Below are 16,851 nucleotides of genomic sequence, written 5' to 3'. Positions count from 1 at the left end.
AAACCGCATATAGGTTTAGAATTTTGATGGGTTTGCTGTTTTTTTATTCATATTAGAGCTAAAGCATGATTGCTGATTTATTAAGAAAAGGTACTATAGTCCACTGATATATACATAATAAATTGTGGAACCCGATTCATGACCCAAGTGCAACTCCAACAACTCCAAAAACAGCTCTGGAATATCGCAAATACCTTACGTGGGAAAATGGGAGCGGATGAGTTCCGTGATTACATCTTGGGTTTTATCTTCTTTAAATACTTATCTGAAAAATCAGTTAACTTTGCCAATGAATTGCTTGACGGCGAAGACTTTAGCTTTTTAGAGTTAGATGAAAGCAATGCCGAGCATGTGCCGTATATCGAAGAAATTAAAAAAAATGCCATTAGCGAAGTCGGTTATGCCTTAACACCCAAGCAACTGTTCCATACGCTTGCTGAACGTGGTCGTCAGGGTGAGTTTATTCTGGATGATCTAACAGCAACGTTAAAAGCCATTGAGCAAAGTACTTTAGGTACAGATTCAGCCGATGACTTTGCCAACCTGTTTGAAGATATGGATCTTAACTCAAGTAAGTTGGGGAACACGGCGAGTGATCGTAATGAATTGGTGGCGAAAGTTCTTAGCCATTTAGATGATATTGATTTTGATATTTCCAATACAGAAGCGGATGTATTGGGTGATGCTTATGAATATCTCATTGGTGAGTTTGCCTCTGGAGCAGGGAAGAAAGCAGGTGAGTTCTATACACCGCAATCGGTTTCGACTTTACTAGCCAAGATTGTGACACAAGGTAAAGATCGCTTACGTTCAGTCTATGATCCAACGTGTGGTTCAGGTTCATTACTTTTACGTGTGAAGCGTGAAGTGAAAGATGTAGATATGATTTACGGTCAAGAGATGAACCGTACCACCTACAACTTGGCACGTATGAACATGATTCTGCATGATGTGCATTTTGCCAAGTTTGACATTAAGCAAGAAGATACCTTAATCCGTCCTCAGCATCTCGATAAACGTTTTGACGCCGTAGTGGCGAATCCTCCATTTTCTGCGAAATGGTCAGCCGATCCGCTATTTTTACAAGATGAGCGTTTTAGCAGTTATGGCAAGCTTGCACCAAGTTCAAAAGCGGATATGGCATTTGTTCAACACATGCTTCATCACTTAGATGAAAACGGTACGATGGCAGTGGTCTTGCCCCACGGCGTTTTATTCCGTGGTTCAAGTGAGGGCGTGATTCGTCAATACTTGATTGAGCAGATGAATGTGATTGATACCATCATTGGTCTACCTGCCAATATTTTCTATGGTACGTCTATTCCGACCTGTATTTTGGTGCTGAAAAAAGACCGTGAGCATAAAGACAATATTCTGTTTATTGATGCCAGCAATGAGTTTGAAAAGCAAAAGACTCAGAACAAGTTATTGCCTGAGCATTTAGACAATATTATTGGTGCATTTGAAAACCGTCAGAATATTGAGAAATACGCCAAAGTTGCCACTTTGCAAGAAGTGAAAGACAACGACTTTAACTTAAATATTCCTCGTTATGTCGATACCTTCGAAGCCGAAGCAGAAATTGATTTAGATGCGATTGCGAAACAGCTTCAAGCTTTGGAAGTGGAAAGCCAAAAAACTGATGCTGTAATTGCAGAGTTTTGTAAAGAGCTAGGCATTGATTCGCCTTTTGCGGAGGTGAAGTAATGGCTACACCTAAGTTACGCTTTGAAGAGTTTGCTGGGGATTGGTCTCTAAAATCCATTAATGATATTGCCTCTAAAGTGGGTAGTGGTAGTACACCTAGAGGTGGATCAGAAGCTTATGTCGATGAAGGCATAATTTTTATAAGAAGCCAAAACGTTAACGATAATCAGCTTATCTTGGATGATGTTGCGTATATACCTGACTCTACACATGCAAAAATGTCAGGTAGTAAAGTATTGCGTAGAGATATCTTACTAAATATTACAGGTGCATCTATTGGGCGTAGTTGCGTTGTACCTGAGAACTTTTCAGAAGGAAATGTAAATCAACACGTTTGTATTATCCGCACTCCAAATGATAATCCTATTTTTGTCCAATCATTTTTAAGTTCTGACAATGGACAAAATCATATTCAATCTAAACAAGTTGGTGGTGGGCGTGAAGGCTTAAATTTTCAGGCAATCCGTTCAATTGATTTTGAGATGCCAACGAAAGAAGAACAAACTAAAATTGCTTCTTTTCTTTCCGCAGTGGATGAAAAGATTAGCCAACTAACCCAAAAACATGAACTGCTCAGCCAATATAAACAGGGCATGATGCAAAAGCTCTTTAGTCAGCAGATTCGTTTTAAGGCGGATGATGGGAGTGAGTTTGGAGAGTGGGAGGAAAAGGTCTTAATAGACTCGGTTGATACTAATATCAAATGGAGTTTCACGGGTGGTCCGTTTGGTTCTAATCTAAAATCTGATGACTACACTGAGTCAGGTATCAGAATTATTCAACTTCAGAATATTGGTGATGGTTTATTTTTAAATGACTATAAAATTTATACGTCATTGAAGAAAGCAGATGAATTGCTAAGCTGTAATATTTATCCAAATGAAATCCTAATTTCTAAAATGGGTGATCCAGTTGCTCGGTGTTGTATTGTTCCTAACCATCATGAGCGTTATGTAATGTGCTCGGATGGAATACGTCTAGTCGTAGATAAAAAAAGATACTCACATATCTTTATGTTTTATCAAATTAATTATCAAGATTTTAGGCAGAGTGCTTCCGATGTTAGTACGGGGTCAACAAGAAAACGAATTGGATTGAGTGATTTAAAACAGTTACCAATCAAAGTGCCGTGCCTAGAAGAACAAACCAAAATCGCTAATTTCTTATCGAGCATCGACCAAAAAATTGAAGTTGTGGCACAGCAAATTGAACAAGCGAAACAGTGGAAAAAAGGCTTGTTACAGCAGATGTTTGTTTAAGTTTTTAAAGTCAAATCTTATAGGGAGGTTTGGCTTTTTTGTATTTTATAGAGGGTAAAAATGAAAAAATTATTCATAAGTTTAATACTTTGTAGCAGTACATTATTTACTGTACCAATGGCAGTCGCAAATACAAAATTCTCAATTACAGAGATGGCAAAGGTAAAACTGGATACGCTAAGTTTTAAAGAAATTATGCGCCAGTTTTATAGTGGGCAAATGAGCAGAGCATTTTTAGACGACGAAGAATTAGAAAAAATGCCACATGTTGCTTTGGGGCAAGCTGATAAAGATCAATATTCGACAGTAGCACTCATGCACCCATTGGTTGAATATAAAAATAATGCCCATGAAACGCGCTATTTGATCATGATCGAAAAAATAAAAGTTAGTAATGAAGGCGGTGTTGTAAGTTGTCATGCCTGCACAGGTGAAGCTGATTTATTTAGTTTTAAAAAGCTAAAAAGTGGTCAGTATCAATTAGTCAGTCGCAATACTAAAAATGCTGAGTTCTCTGGCAGTTGGGGGCGTGTAGGACTTGATCTAAAAGAGATTGTTAAAAATATACAACCGCTAGGAAAAGATTTGGTAGGTAGTATTTTTACAAATGGGTATACCAGTACCGGAACTACAGAAACATGGTGGGAAGCCCTACATCTTCCTGAAAATGACTTTATTAATAGTTATGGTGTTGCTGATGCAGGAGCAGATAATGGCGGAAGTTATGAGGAAGACTCTCCTCTACACTATAGTTATGAAGGTCACTTGAAAGTGATTAATAATGGTGGTGAATACTTCCCCATAAAATTAACTTACGTGGGTGATAAGCCTACAGAGGATTATGAACATATCCGAAAAGTTAACTATTCCAAGCAAGTTATATTTAACCCAGTGAAAAAAGAATATAAGTAACTGAAATTGTAAAATCAGAGAATAAAGTATGAAAAAATTATTCATTATCTTATTGGTTCTAATACCTAGTTTAAGCCAAGCACAAACATTTTATTATGGTGAACCCGCAACTATTTCAGGCAAGCTTCTGAGAATCAAAAGCCTTCATCCAAATCAGGAAGTTTTTGGCGGTAATCAGATTGCGGTAACTTTGAATCAACAAATCAATGTTGATGGTGAGGAAGGTTTAGTTAAAACCAAACTCATTCAACTTGTTGATTATAAGAATAATCGCTATCAATCACTATTCAAAAATGAAGGAAAACAAGTACAAGTTAAATGTGAAGAGCTATTTAGAGGACATACAGCACATCACACGACTAAGGTTTTATGTGTTGTCGACTCAGTGAGTTACAAATAATTAGTTTTAATTTTCCCTTTCTGTTTTTGAGATGGTTAGGGAGAGGTAGAAAAATAAAATGGCAAATTGGTTGATAAGTGTTAAATACGAAGAATTTGATTTAGAAAGTGCATATGAAGAATTGCCCATCATTTATTGGAGTAATCATGCAGAAAATCAAAATTCAGGTTTTCAAGTAGGTGATCTAGTTTATATCTATGTGACTCAACCTGTTTCAAAAGTAATGTATCAATTTAAAGTTATTGATCAATCAGGCACGAATTATTCAATTGAACAACGTAAATATTGGAAAGACAAAGAGGGAATTGATTCATATACAGGAAATTTTTCAGTTTTACAGAAAATCTGCAAATTAGATAAATCGTCATTGTCTCGTTATTATTTTATTCAAATCGGATTATTGCCTAAAACGGATACGTTGCAAGCGAGACGAACAGACCGTAATAAAGCTCTGAATCATCCGATTAAATTATTACTGGATTTTATTGCTGAGCAATTTAAGACAGACGGTGTTGAATACGATTATCCAGATGAAGCTGGTTTAGAAAACGAAACCTTTCCTGAAGGTGCTAAGCAAACGGTTTTTGTGAATAAATATGAACGTAACCCTGAAGCAAGGGCTAAATGTATAGAAATTTATGGAACACGTTGTTATGTCTGTGGCTTAAGCTTTGAACATATGTATGGCTCATTTGGTAAAGATTTTATTCATGTACATCACCTAAAGCCTTTACACACGTTTGGTGCTGAGTATGAGGTAGATCCTAAAGAAGATCTACGACCTGTTTGCCCAAATTGTCATGCCATGCTCCATAAAACCGAAAATGGTATTCCAATGACGATTAAAAGGTTAAAACTTTTATACAGCATTTCTTTAAATAATCCACTTAGACAAACTTTTGAAGAATAAAAAACTCGAGATTTTGAATGCAACTTTATCAAAGCCAAACAAATAACTTAGTTGAACTTATTGAACGCCCTTTCCGTTTAGAACGAGAGATTCAGACTTTATTTGAGCAGAATTTAACTGAATTTACGGGGCTGATATTCGTAAAGTCAGAATTTACGATTAAAAGTAATCGAATTGATACGCTGGCATTTGATCCTGAAAGTCAGGCATTTGTGATTATTGAATATAAACGTGAACGCAATTACAGCGTGATCGATCAAGGAGTGTCGTATCTGAATCTGATGCTCGAGTACAAGGCGGACTTCATCGTTGAATATAATGAAACGCAAGATAAGCCACTGAAACGCCAAGATGTTGATTGGTCACAAAGCCGTATTATGTTTGTTTCACCAAGCTTTACAGATTTCCAAAAGCAGTCCACAAACTTTAAAGACTTAGGTATTGAGCTTTGGGAAATCAAACGTTATCAGGATGGCATTATCTCAGTAAATCCTTTGCAAAAAGCGAAGTCAGCGCCGTCGATTAAGCAAGTTAAAACGTCTGAATCTGAAGATATTCAAAAGATTGCCAAAGAAATTGTTCAGTATGATGAAGACTATCATCTGGCAAATAAATCAGATGATATAAAAGAGTTGTATGAGCAATATAGAGATTCAATTATTAGTTTGGCACCTGATTTAGAAGTTCATTCTAAGAAGATGTATATCGCATTACGTAAGGGTAAACGCAATTACGTTTATATGAATATAAGTGCCAAGCAAATTCGTATTTGGTTGAATATGCCATTTGAGAAATTAGATGATCCTAAGAAGTTAGCAAGAGATGTAACAAACGTAGGTCACTGGGGGAATGGTGACTGTGAAATCGTAGTCAATGATACAGAGAATTTGGAATATATTCTCAGCTTAGTGAAGCAAGTATTGAAGTAATGAATACAAGAATTGAGTACTTTCAAGAATTACTTGAGTTAGCGAAAAAATTTAAGCAACAACCTCGTGAAAAGACGTTTTTTGACACGGCGATCCGTAATCATTATGAAAATCCAACGACTGAACTATTAGAGTTTTTCTTAAATCCTCAAGAATCGCATGAGTTGGGGGAGGTCTTTTGGAAAGGCTTTGCCGATGTCGTTCAGGCGGAACTCAAGCAGGATGCAGGTATTTCAATTGGTCAGATTGAGCGATTAGAGCGTGAATGTGTAACGCATAGCGGTAATCGTATTGATCTGATGTTAGAGACTGACACACATTTATTGCTTGTTGAAGCAAAGATCTATCATCACCAAAACAATCCATTTCATGACTATATGAAATATGCAAAAACTCGGACAAATGATAAAGAAATTTTAGGTCTAATTCTGAGTATTCCGGGTAAAAGTGAGGCACAGAATTGGTATGGTATTTCTTATCAACAATTGGTGAATGCGGTACGACCATACTTGGCAGAGCAGATGCTGAGTTATCCCATGAACAAATGGAACCTCTTTGCTCGTGAATTTTTACTTCATCTTGAAAGCTATTACAAAATACAGAACTTAGATATGAACCGTGTCCAATTTATTTTTGATCATTACCAAGAGATTCAAGAATTACAGAAGCTGAAGACAAATACCATTAAAGAAGTTGTTGAAAAAATCAGTCAGCAATTGAATCTCATGATCGATAACTATGACTCCTACAATAAATATGAGTCATGGGGCGGTATACGTTTTTATAATGAATCATGGGGGAATACTTCAAATACAACGTTATGTCTTCATGAGAGCAAAGGCGAAACCGTATTCGGAGTCAATACATACATTCTGAACTTATCTAATGATTTGTATGACACAGTCTTTGAAATTTTAAGATGTAACTCTGATTCACGTTATGTGAGATGGGATATTGAGAAATATAGAAAAGGTGAGGAAGTCTGGTTGTGTATTTATTGGCATGCATCTGAAAACACGTATGAGGCACTAGAAAGTTTAATACTGGAAAAAGTAAGTTTATTAGATCAAATTGAAAAGACATTGCGATAGAAAAAAATTTTTAGCTTAGCAAATAGAACTAATCTAACAGTGAAAAATAGGCCTGAGACAGCACATACTTATTTCAAGTTGAATCTATTCTAAAAATTCAAAAGATTGATACAATTTGCATATTTCTGTGATTAAAGCCTTGTGTTTAAATTATAGTGTTTATTCATAATTAACAATAAGAAAATGAAAGCATTAATCACAGTAGGTTGCAAAACAGATCATGGAGGAATCATTGTACTTGGTGATTCCACTTTCTTAGTTGAGGGTAAAGCAGTTCACTTAGAGGGAATGACACACTATTGTCCTAAGTGTAAAGTCACTTCAACGGCGATATCTTCCAACTCTGGTTTTATGAAGGTGAATGGCAAAAGTATTATTGCTGTAGGCGATACATCAACTTGTGGTTCTAAATATTTAAAAATCTCTGATATGGCTGTGTTGAGTAGAGGGGCTTCACAAGAAAAATCTAGCGCCTCGCAATCATCATTGCTATCGAATTTGATCAATGAAAAAAAAGAAAAAATAATCAATAAGATATATTGGAGTTATGGAGACCAATTTACCCAATTAGAGCAGAAATCTAGATTTTTTGATGACTTAAATCTACATGTAGAAACATCGGGGTATGAAGTCGGAGAAACTGTGAATGTATCAGTAAGCCCAGAGCAAAGCGAAATTGATACTTTTGAACAATTTAATGTTTCAGTCACAATTGATAGCGAGGGTAAAGGTTTAGTCAAAAATGTTTTCCGCGATAAAACAATAAATATAGATACGGAATTTTAAATATGACAGGTATAACAGCAACAGCAGGTAATCAATCTGCAACAGTACAAGCAAAAAGACCTTTGTTTTCGACTTTATGGTCAAATTACCCTGTTGGCATGAGGGCTTCTGATGTATACGCTTTAGTAGGAGGGCAAGCTCTAGCGTTATATCAAGAGAATCCTACAGGCTATGCAAATGCATGTGCATTAAGATTAAGTCGGTCTTTTAATTATGGCGGTATGCCAATTAAGCAATCAACCAGAGGTTACAAAGTTAAAGGGAGCGATGATAAACCTTATCTATTGCGAGTGCGTGAGATGATTAGCTTTGTAGAGCTGAATTTAGGTAAGGCTGACATTACATTCAAACCAGCAAATAACGAAGATGTATCGTCTCAGCTGAGTGGAAAAAAAGGGATTATCATTTTTAAAGTTTCAGGTTGGGGTGATGCTTCGGGACACGTGACTTTGTGGAATGGAAGTGATTGTGGTGATAGTTGCTACTTTATTCATGATCGTCCAAATGTAAGAACAACAGATATCCTTTTTTGGAATTTAAGATAATGAAGTTTTTTCTAATTTTGATGATGAGTCTAGCAACTAGCGCATGTTATGGGAAAACCTCTAGCACTTCGACACTTACAACGGATCAAATCAATTTAAAGAATTTTGGGTTTACGTATTGTCTAGCCAAGAGTAAGGATGAATCTTTAAAGTCAGAAGCTTCTTTAGCAATGGGAGGATATTTTCAGAACGGCAACTATGAAGAACCAGCGTATAAAAATATAAAATCTTTCGTAGACCAATATAGCAAATCAAACACTGATGTATACCAGAGTACGGGAGATTCAGCAGTATTGATGAATTGTTTGGATATGTATAACGATGCTGAATACCAAAAATACCTTCAAAAACTTGATCAATATTTAATAAAATAGAGTATGTTTTGAATTATCGCACGAGTATAAGTGAATAGTCTTTTGGAAATTATATAAATACTTTATTTAAAAAGATAAATTGATCTTTCCATTTGTTCAGACTAAATTTATAGCATTAAATAAATGAAGTAAAAGGCATTAGTGTGTCCGTAGAAACAGAACAACAACTTGAAAATTCATTAATTTCACAGCTGACAACATTAGGTTATGAACGAATCAAAATCAAGGATGAACTAGAACTACTGTCAAATCTAAAAAATCAAATTGAGCATGCAAATGGTTTGACTCCACTTTCAGAAAACGAATGGAAACAGGTCATTAGCTTCCTAAATACAGGAACAGTATTTGAACGTGCTAAAAAGCTCCGTGATCAGTTTCCAGTGAAGTTTGATGATGGTACTAGTAAGCATATTTATTTCTTATCGGATGATCCAAATAAAAACCACTATCAAGTCACCAATCAAATCACGGTTGATCATCGAGATCATAATGGGCGTACCAGTCGCTTTGATGTCACGCTCTTGGTCAATGGTTTGCCTATCGTACAAATTGAACTGAAAAAACGAGGTATGGAGATTGCCGAAGCGTTTAATCAGACTCAACGATATACCAGAGAAGCTTATTGGGCAGGACAGGGCTTATTCCACTTTATCCAGCTTTTTATCATCAGCAACGGCGCAAATACTCGTTACTATTCCAACGGCACAAAACATATTGATTTCACTTTCCCATGGGCAGATATCAAGAATCAACACATCAATGAAGTGGTCGACTTCGCTGATGTTTTTCTAAGTAAACAGCACCTCACCAAAATGCTGACACAGTTTATGGTGATTCATGAAACTTCTAAAGAACTCATGGTTTTACGCCCGTATCAAATTTACGCCGTAGAGAAGATTGTAGAGCAGGTTAGAAATACCAAGCAGAACGGCTATATTTGGCATACGACAGGTTCAGGTAAAACGCTGACCTCATTTAAAGCCAGTCAAATCATCATGCAGATGTCTGATGTCGAGAAAGTTCTATTTGTTGTAGACCGTAATGACCTAGATACGCAAACAGCAAGGGAATTTAATGCCTTTAAAGCTGAAAGTGTAGATAGTACTGATAATACCTCGACATTGGTGAATCAGCTCGATCAACGTCACGACAAGCTCATTGTCACCACAATCCAGAAACTCAATAAGGCAATCAGTACAGACCGCTACTTGGAATATATTGATTATCTTAAAGAGAAAAAAGTCATTTTTATCTTTGATGAATGCCATCGAAGCCAATTTGGTGAAACCCATCAGAACATTAAAAAGTTCTTTAAAAATGCTCAGATGTTTGGCTTCACAGGTACTCCAATTTTTGAAGAGAACAGCTTGTCTAAAGCAGGGTTAAAGCTCACGACAGACTACTTGTTTAATGAGTGCTTGCATAAGTACGTCATTGTTGATGCGATTCGTGACCGTAACGTGTTGCAGTTCCAGATTGATTACCGTGGCAAGTACACGGCGAAAGGTATGCAGACCAATGATCAATACGATGAAGATGTAGAAGGTATTGATACCAAAGAGCTGTATGACAATCCAAAGCGTTTGGAAATGATTGCGCGTTATATCGTGAATACATACGACAAGAAAACCAAAGATCGTGAATTTACGGCAATGTTCTGTGTCAGCTCCGTGGATACTTTGACTCAATACTATGAGCTATTTGAAAAAGTCCAAGCGGAAAAGAAAATTGAAGATGAAGAACAAGGTCGATTATTTAAGCCTTTAACCATTGCAACGATTTTTTCATATTCAGCCAACGAAGCTGTACCTTTAGAGGGACAGAATGGGCTGATAGATGAAGAGAGTGCTGATATCCCATTACAGGTGAATCAATCAAGCAGAGACAAGCTAGATCGCTATATCAGTCAATACAATGAACACTTTGGCACGAACTTTAACTCTGGTGATCGCTTCTATGCGTATTACCGTGATATTGCTGATCGAGTGAAGAAAAAGCAGATTGATATTCTGCTTGTGGTCAATATGTTCTTAACAGGCTTTGACTCAAAGCCATTGAATACGCTGTATGTAGATAAGAACCTTAAATACCATGGTCTGATTCAGGCTTTTTCACGTACCAATCGAGTATTCAATGATAAGAAACCTTTTGGCAATATCGTGTGTTTCCGTAATCTAAAACGAGCAACCGATGAAGCATTGGCTCTGTTTTCAAATAAAGATGCTAAGAAAATTGTCCTTGTCCCGAGCTTTGATGAGATCAAAAAAGATTATGAGGATGCTGTCGCTAAGCTATTGGCTTTGACACCAGACTATAAGTTGGTTGATATGCTGATCACAGAAGAAGCTCAATTAGAGTTTATTAAGGCATTCCGTGAGGTGATGCGTTATAACGCTCAATTACAGACTTTTGTGGATTATGACCAAGATACCACGGCGTTAGATAAACAGCATTTTGCGAATTTTGCGTCCAAGTATAGTGACCTATGCCGTGAGGTCAGAAAGACCACCAAAAAAGAAAAAGTCTCTGTATTAGATGATGTCGATTTCCAACTTGATTTATTGCACAGTGATCGTATCAATGTAGGGTATATCCTGAATCTGCTCCAGATGATGGTCAATGCCGATACGGATGAAAAACGTCAAAAATATAAAGCTCAGATCCATGATCTGATTGGTGGGGATGTGACCTTACATGACAAGCAAGAATTGATTAATAAGTTTATCGAAGAAAACATGCCAAAAATGCTCAATGGGCAAAGTGTCAAAGATGCCTTTGCTGAGTATTGGGATGTGCAGAAAGAACAGGCATACCAGCATTTGTGTGAACAAGAAAATCTAAAGCCCGAAGTAATGAAAACAGTTTTAGATAACTATGAGTTCACCAAACGTTTACCAAGAAAAGAAGAGCTTAGAGACCTACCAAACTTTAAGGTCAAGTTGTTTGAACGGGAAAATGTCTTCAACCAATTGTGGGATAAGACAAGAAAGTTTATTCAGACGTTTTATACGGGGCTTTGAGACAATTGAACAAGTTTCACACTTTCTATTAAATGGGGATTTTTGATTCTTACACCAAGAATTACTGAATCTGTTTAATCATTAAACAATGGTTCATGTTGCTCACTTTTAAGACCTAGACTTAGATGTAGTTTTATAGAAAATATGCCGTTGTGATTAATACCTTTCTTTAAAACTACATGCTAACAATCATTGCTTTAATTCTTGCTATTCCAACCTACGGTCTATCACTGGTATTACTTGTTGCATACTGGTGGTATCGACATAATCAACTTGAAAAAAACTTAAAGTTGGCAATTCAGTACATGTTGAGGGATTCTTCCGTTCTTGGGGTATGTTTTGATGAAATTAACTATAAACATGCAGCAACTTATCTAAGTGGAAAGGCATCTAAAGTTAAAACTCAACGTGGGCACTACATTGAGTATGAGTTTAATTTAGATCAAGGTCTGATGATTGTCACACTAGATAAAGAACCTAATGGTTTGAAAGCTATTCTCAATGCGAGATTGGAGAATAAAGAAACTTACATTCAAACGTCAAAAAGTAATGTGACTACGAATGATGATTGGAGAGTTACAGGTGCTAATTGGTTAAATCAGTTTAAATATCACTCCAATAGAGTTTCGGTGGCGGAATTTCCAAGACTTAAAGAAATCATTTTAGGTTCAGCAGCCTACCCAGAGTATTCTAAAGATATTCAATATCTCCCTAAAGAAATATGCAAACTTAAATTGCTCGAAGAACTCCACTTGCAGAATTGCAACATGAAAGCATTGCCAGATGAAATCGGTAATTTAACCGAACTGAAAGAACTTAAGTTAGGCGGGAATGCATTAGTAACTATACCTGATACGATTGCTGCACTTCCTAAGTTAGAAATTCTAACAATGTGGATGAATAAGATTGAATTTTTGCCAGAAAATATAGGTGATTGTAAAAGTCTTAAAGGCTTGGATTTATCCTACAATCCAATTTCATATTTGCCTGATTCGATTGTACGTCTAACTGAATTAACGGACTTGTATATGAGTTCGGTTCCAAATTTAAAACTAACAGATCCACAAAAAGAATGGATAAAAGAGTTGCGTGAAAATGGCTGTGAAGTTTATATAGATTCAGCACTACTTAATTAATGCAAGAACACCGCAATAAATGCGGTGTTTTTGCTAAAGGTAGACCATCACATGATTTCGAGCTCTTCAAAGCATAACTTGAATTTCTAATTTGATTAGAAAGTGATCATTTGGTGTGGATTGAAAAATAAGGATATGAAAGGGGATACAATAAAAAAATATTTTTATAAAAATTAATAAAAAACAATATATTAGTTGGTTTATTCGATCCCCGCTGAGCGCACCATTATTCAATAATAAAATGGATTGAAATCCAATTAGTTAACTGTATTTAAAATAATTTTATAAATCATGTATTTTGATGTGACTATCTATGCATCTGAATGATTATTACGTATCTAAAAAATTCTATTCTTAATTTTGATATCAACAGTTCACATACAGCATATTTTATTTATTTTTAAACCTTTCGTTTCTCTAAATTAAAAAAGTTAATTTTCTAGCTAATTTGATAGTTCTGTATTACTATGCGTATAAATCGAAACGATACGTATCGTTTCGATTTATTTGGGTGTTATAAATATGTTTAAAAGAGTGTGAGATGACCATTGAAGATAAGCATTCACGCAAGAGGCTAGAGATATTGAATGCAGTCTCAGATGCATTATTTGAAGTTGAATATCATCAGCTGACAGTGGAAGATATTGCTTCGAGAGCAGGGGTCGGTAAATCTACAATCTATCGTTGGTGGAAACATAAGGCCGATTTGGTTCTTGACGCTTTTAAGCAACATACCTTGTCAATTTTTGATTTAGATCAAGAACTCAATTTAGAAGACAACTTAGTGTCGCAGTTACTTCGACTATCTTACGCTTTAGATCATCATGTGGGTCGAGCACTGTTAGTGGTTTTGGCGAATCATCGTGAAATGGCAGCCTCATTTTTTACACAGTATTTGTTACCACGTCGCGAGCAGATGCATCAACTGATTCAGCAATCGATTCAATTGGGTGAAATCCGATCTGATTATCAGTTTGATCTGATGCTCGATAGTCTGTATGGACCGATCCATTATCAAATTATATTTTTCAACAAGATGCCAGATGAAGATTACATTCGTAAATTAGTTCAAATGGTACTTCTTCCAGTGCGTATTTAAGGCGAGCATTTGCAAGCTAACTTAAAAGTGGGTCAATATGTCTACAGCTACTGAGCAATTGTGGAACCGCTCATTCATTTTATGCATTTTTAATAATCTATTTTTATTTATATATTATTTCGCATTACTGACAGTTTTGCCGATTTATATCATGAAAGATTTAGGCGGTTCAGTTCAGGATGCAGGACTGGCACTGACACTATTTCTGATTTCTTCAATCGCAATCAGACCTTTTTCAGGCTTAATCGTTGAAAAGCTCGGGAAACGGTTTTCGATGCGAAGTGCGGGACTAATCTTTGCACTATTCGCATTTAGCTATTTACTCATCGACAGTATGTGGTCGCTACTATTGATCCGGTTTTTACATGGGATTTGGTTCAGTATCTTGACAACAGTTGCAGTTCCTGTTGCCAATGAATTTATTCCTGAACAGCGTAAAGGTGAGGGCATGGGATATTTTGTCATGTCAACCAACTTAGGTGTGGTTTTTGGACCACTTTTGGCACTCACCATTATTCAATTTGCAAGCTTCCAAGTTTTGTTTGGTGTACTCGCCATTCTCATTTCTATTGGTCTCATATTTAGTTGGTTATTAAAGATCTCTGAAGAACCTAAAATCCTTGAAGAACCCAGAATCTCATTATCAGACTCAAAGTCAAAACAAGATTATGCGACACAACGGAAATCAAAACTCGGTATACATGACATTATTGAGATTAAAGTTGTCGCTGTTGGATGTGTCGCTCTACTCACTGCTTTTTCATACTCAAGCGTGATGACTTTTATCACCGCATTTAGTGAAACCAAGCAACTGTTAGCCTATACCAGTTTATTTTTTATCGTTTTTGCTGCATCAATGCTAATGGTACGCCCATGGGTGGGTAAGTTTTATGATCGTAAGGGTCCTGATGCAGTGATTTACCCTTCATTTATATTCTTTGCGATTGGATTAGTTATCATTACCTTCATATCAAATCAATGGATACTTTGGCTTTCTGCTGTGTTTATTGGAATAGGTTATGGTTCACTTTTCCCTTGTTTGCAAACATTAGCGATTCAATCTGTTGATAAAAAGAGAATGGGGCATGCAATTTCAACATTCTTTACTTTATTTGACATTGGATTGGCGGTGGGTTCGGTGATGATGGGCTTGCTCATTGCTTATTGGGGCTATGAGAATACTTATTTATTCTGTTCAGGCATGGTAATGTTGACATTGTTGGTTTATAAGAAATACGTTTCTAAGCCTAAAAAGTTCTTGGTCTAGACAAATTTTGAAAAGTACATCTGCATAATCGCAAAATAAACTGCATTTTAGGTGGAAATAAAGGTAGCTACGACTATTGAATGGGATGTTGAATAGTTTAGTTTAATTATTTATCAAAATAATCAACATCAATAGAGTGCTTTCAAAAATCAAAAAATGATCATTGACTCGTATCTGAATGATCAATGAAAGTCCCGTCTCCCTCTGGGAGAAGGTTAGGATGAGGGCTTTTAAACATAAAATAACATCTCTTTAATCCCTTTCCTGAAAGGAGAGCGAGCTTTAATTTTGAATTTTAGTGTTTAAAAATGAGTTACGAAAGAAGTCCAATATAAGAATAAGTGATGTTTTTTTAGACTATGATTTGATTTTTATTGAAGCACATTATTCTAAATTAAAGAAACGGATATTCAATCATGATTTAGCTATAAAAATGTGCTGAAATGTTAAATCGATTGAATTCATCAAGTCTCTGGTTTATTTTGAAAATACAGTAGGTCGTGATGACGCTACAAAGAAGTTGGACGGATCAATGACAGCTCGTTGAGTTTGATCAGGCGATCATACAAGAAATCAGCACTAGCCTTCCAACATAAAAGCCCGTAGAAATACGGGCTTTTCTAATGGACAAAGATATTGTTCACGAACAAAGTAGAATCAATTCATCCAATATATAGATGAATTAGAGCATCCAATTTTAATCAGATGAAAAACGACCTGACAAATAAAAAGTGACCGAAAATTTTCGATCACTTATGTGTATTATTCTGACCACTTGAATTTATTGAGCTTACTTTACTTGTTCATCAAAGTGATTCAATACAGTTGCTAACAAATGATAAAGCATATGTCGGCTTTGATTCGCAATTGCTATATCATTGTTCTCAAGGCGAAATGCTAATCCAGCTTTTGTTTCATTTTCAATAATAGTGTGATGCTGGGAAATCGGATCTACATAAATAGAGTAACGATTTTTAAAATCAATCAGTTGTAGTCCTGCGATGCTGTCTTCTACATTTGAATAAATGTTAGAAAGAATGGTTGCTTTGTGATTGGGCTTTTGATTGAAGATAATTGACATTTTCAAGTCCTATTATTTATGGTTATTCTGAAGATACAGTTAATAATAGATTAAATTATACACAATGTAAAAGGGTGGATATGTAACAAATCCGATACTTAAAATATCATTTATGTTAAATTCACAAGAATAGTAAATTATTTTTGATGACTATTTATTTTGCTATTTTCGCTACATATACGACACTTTCAAATTCTCATTTAAGTTTAAAGCGTATTGATTCACTTAATTTAGAGTGGATTATTAATACATAATGACTCGTAAAAGGCGATCAAATTTAAAGCTCTTACATTTTTTTTGATGAATATTATTTTTGGTGTAGAAAAAAGCCTTTA

Annotated in this window: 14 protein-coding genes and 2 pseudogenes; 15 read left to right on the top strand and 1 reads right to left on the bottom strand. The window is 35.7% G+C overall.

Annotated elements, in window-relative coordinates; all coding sequences use genetic code 11:
• The first annotated feature begins 138 nt into the window (after positions 1-138).
• From AC5YCE_RS00240 to AC5YCE_RS00170, 15 genes and pseudogenes are all read left to right on the top strand, one after another.
• On the top strand, positions 139-1,707 hold the full coding sequence (locus AC5YCE_RS00240; protein ID WP_496170283.1) for a type I restriction-modification system subunit M: 1,569 nt from the start codon (positions 139-141) through the stop codon (positions 1,705-1,707).
• Positions 1,707-2,210: pseudogene (locus tag AC5YCE_RS00235) on the top strand (restriction endonuclease subunit S); the annotation flags it as partial. The gene AC5YCE_RS00240 and the pseudogene AC5YCE_RS00235, both read left to right, overlap by 1 nt.
• A pseudogene (locus AC5YCE_RS00230) lies at positions 2,190-2,966 on the top strand (restriction endonuclease subunit S); the annotation flags it as partial. The pseudogenes AC5YCE_RS00235 and AC5YCE_RS00230, both read left to right, overlap by 21 nt.
• Before the next feature lie 60 nt (positions 2,967-3,026).
• Complete coding sequence (locus tag AC5YCE_RS00225) at positions 3,027-3,878, top strand: hypothetical protein (protein WP_496170281.1); 852 nt, start codon at positions 3,027-3,029, stop codon at positions 3,876-3,878.
• 28 nt (positions 3,879-3,906) lie between these two features.
• Positions 3,907-4,278 carry a DUF4431 domain-containing protein gene (locus AC5YCE_RS00220; RefSeq protein WP_496170279.1) on the top strand — a complete coding sequence of 124 codons (372 nt, stop codon included), beginning with the start codon at positions 3,907-3,909 and terminating at the stop codon, positions 4,276-4,278.
• A 58-nt stretch (positions 4,279-4,336) separates the two neighbouring features.
• The gene (locus tag AC5YCE_RS00215) at positions 4,337-5,188 is read left to right on the top strand and encodes an HNH endonuclease (RefSeq protein ID WP_496170277.1); all 852 of its coding nucleotides are present in this window, start codon (positions 4,337-4,339) and stop codon (positions 5,186-5,188) included.
• Between the two features lie 17 nt (positions 5,189-5,205).
• On the top strand, positions 5,206-6,117 hold the full coding sequence (locus tag AC5YCE_RS00210) for a DUF5655 domain-containing protein (protein ID WP_496170275.1): 912 nt from the start codon (positions 5,206-5,208) through the stop codon (positions 6,115-6,117).
• Positions 6,117-7,208, top strand: a complete 1,092-nt coding sequence (locus tag AC5YCE_RS00205; RefSeq protein ID WP_496170273.1) for a PD-(D/E)XK nuclease family protein — start codon at positions 6,117-6,119, stop codon at positions 7,206-7,208. The genes AC5YCE_RS00210 and AC5YCE_RS00205 overlap by 1 nt, the downstream gene beginning before the upstream one ends.
• A gap of 183 nt (positions 7,209-7,391) precedes the next feature.
• Positions 7,392-7,994 carry a PAAR domain-containing protein gene (locus AC5YCE_RS00200; protein WP_496170271.1) on the top strand — a complete coding sequence of 201 codons (603 nt, stop codon included), beginning with the start codon at positions 7,392-7,394 and terminating at the stop codon, positions 7,992-7,994.
• 2 nt (positions 7,995-7,996) lie between these two features.
• The gene (locus tag AC5YCE_RS00195; protein ID WP_496170269.1) at positions 7,997-8,539 is read left to right on the top strand and encodes a type VI secretion system amidase effector protein Tae4; all 543 of its coding nucleotides are present in this window, start codon (positions 7,997-7,999) and stop codon (positions 8,537-8,539) included.
• Positions 8,539-8,913 carry a T6SS amidase immunity protein Tai4 family protein gene (locus AC5YCE_RS00190; RefSeq protein ID WP_496170267.1) on the top strand — a complete coding sequence of 125 codons (375 nt, stop codon included), beginning with the start codon at positions 8,539-8,541 and terminating at the stop codon, positions 8,911-8,913. Before AC5YCE_RS00195 ends, AC5YCE_RS00190 begins: the two co-directional genes overlap by 1 nt.
• Positions 8,914-9,056: 143 nt before the next feature.
• A complete protein-coding gene (locus AC5YCE_RS00185) occupies positions 9,057-11,933 on the top strand; it encodes a type I restriction endonuclease subunit R (RefSeq protein ID WP_496170266.1) in 2,877 nt (958 codons plus the stop codon).
• 179 nt (positions 11,934-12,112) lie between these two features.
• A complete protein-coding gene (locus tag AC5YCE_RS00180) occupies positions 12,113-13,069 on the top strand; it encodes a leucine-rich repeat domain-containing protein (RefSeq protein ID WP_496170264.1) in 957 nt (318 codons plus the stop codon).
• Between the two features lie 541 nt (positions 13,070-13,610).
• A complete protein-coding gene (locus AC5YCE_RS00175) occupies positions 13,611-14,168 on the top strand; it encodes a TetR/AcrR family transcriptional regulator (protein WP_496126967.1) in 558 nt (185 codons plus the stop codon).
• Positions 14,169-14,205: 37 nt separating this feature from the next.
• Positions 14,206-15,435 (top strand): MFS transporter, encoded by a 1,230-nt coding sequence (locus AC5YCE_RS00170; RefSeq protein WP_496126968.1) that lies wholly within the window; start codon positions 14,206-14,208, stop codon positions 15,433-15,435.
• A 790-nt stretch (positions 15,436-16,225) separates the two neighbouring features.
• On the opposite strand, the gene AC5YCE_RS00165 is transcribed toward AC5YCE_RS00170, so the two are convergent.
• On the bottom strand, positions 16,226-16,516 hold the full coding sequence (locus AC5YCE_RS00165; RefSeq protein ID WP_496170262.1) for a hypothetical protein: 291 nt from the start codon (positions 16,514-16,516) through the stop codon (positions 16,226-16,228).
• Between the last annotated feature and the right edge of the window lie 335 nt (positions 16,517-16,851).

The organism is Acinetobacter sp. CY79 (assembly GCF_059515845.1).
The sequence above is the reverse complement of the archived record's forward strand: the minus strand, read 5'-3'. Positions and strand labels throughout refer to the sequence as shown.

Excerpts from the sequence above, each read along its gene's own strand:
- AC5YCE_RS00240 (WP_496170283.1), top strand. The coding sequence starts at position 139 with ATGACCCAAGTGCAACTCCAACAACTCCAAAAACAGCTCTGGAATATC.
- AC5YCE_RS00225 (WP_496170281.1), top strand. The coding sequence starts at position 3,027 with ATGAAAAAATTATTCATAAGTTTAATACTTTGTAGCAGTACATTATTT.
- AC5YCE_RS00220 (WP_496170279.1), top strand. The coding sequence starts at position 3,907 with ATGAAAAAATTATTCATTATCTTATTGGTTCTAATACCTAGTTTAAGC.
- AC5YCE_RS00215 (WP_496170277.1), top strand. The coding sequence starts at position 4,337 with ATGGCAAATTGGTTGATAAGTGTTAAATACGAAGAATTTGATTTAGAA.
- AC5YCE_RS00210 (WP_496170275.1), top strand. The coding sequence starts at position 5,206 with ATGCAACTTTATCAAAGCCAAACAAATAACTTAGTTGAACTTATTGAA.
- AC5YCE_RS00205 (WP_496170273.1), top strand. The coding sequence starts at position 6,117 with ATGAATACAAGAATTGAGTACTTTCAAGAATTACTTGAGTTAGCGAAA.
- AC5YCE_RS00200 (WP_496170271.1), top strand. The coding sequence starts at position 7,392 with ATGAAAGCATTAATCACAGTAGGTTGCAAAACAGATCATGGAGGAATC.
- AC5YCE_RS00195 (WP_496170269.1), top strand. The coding sequence starts at position 7,997 with ATGACAGGTATAACAGCAACAGCAGGTAATCAATCTGCAACAGTACAA.
- AC5YCE_RS00190 (WP_496170267.1), top strand. The coding sequence starts at position 8,539 with ATGAAGTTTTTTCTAATTTTGATGATGAGTCTAGCAACTAGCGCATGT.
- AC5YCE_RS00180 (WP_496170264.1), top strand. The coding sequence starts at position 12,113 with ATGCTAACAATCATTGCTTTAATTCTTGCTATTCCAACCTACGGTCTA.
- AC5YCE_RS00175 (WP_496126967.1), top strand. The coding sequence starts at position 13,611 with ATGACCATTGAAGATAAGCATTCACGCAAGAGGCTAGAGATATTGAAT.
- AC5YCE_RS00170 (WP_496126968.1), top strand. The coding sequence starts at position 14,206 with ATGTCTACAGCTACTGAGCAATTGTGGAACCGCTCATTCATTTTATGC.
- AC5YCE_RS00165 (WP_496170262.1), bottom strand. The coding sequence starts at position 16,516 with ATGTCAATTATCTTCAATCAAAAGCCCAATCACAAAGCAACCATTCTT.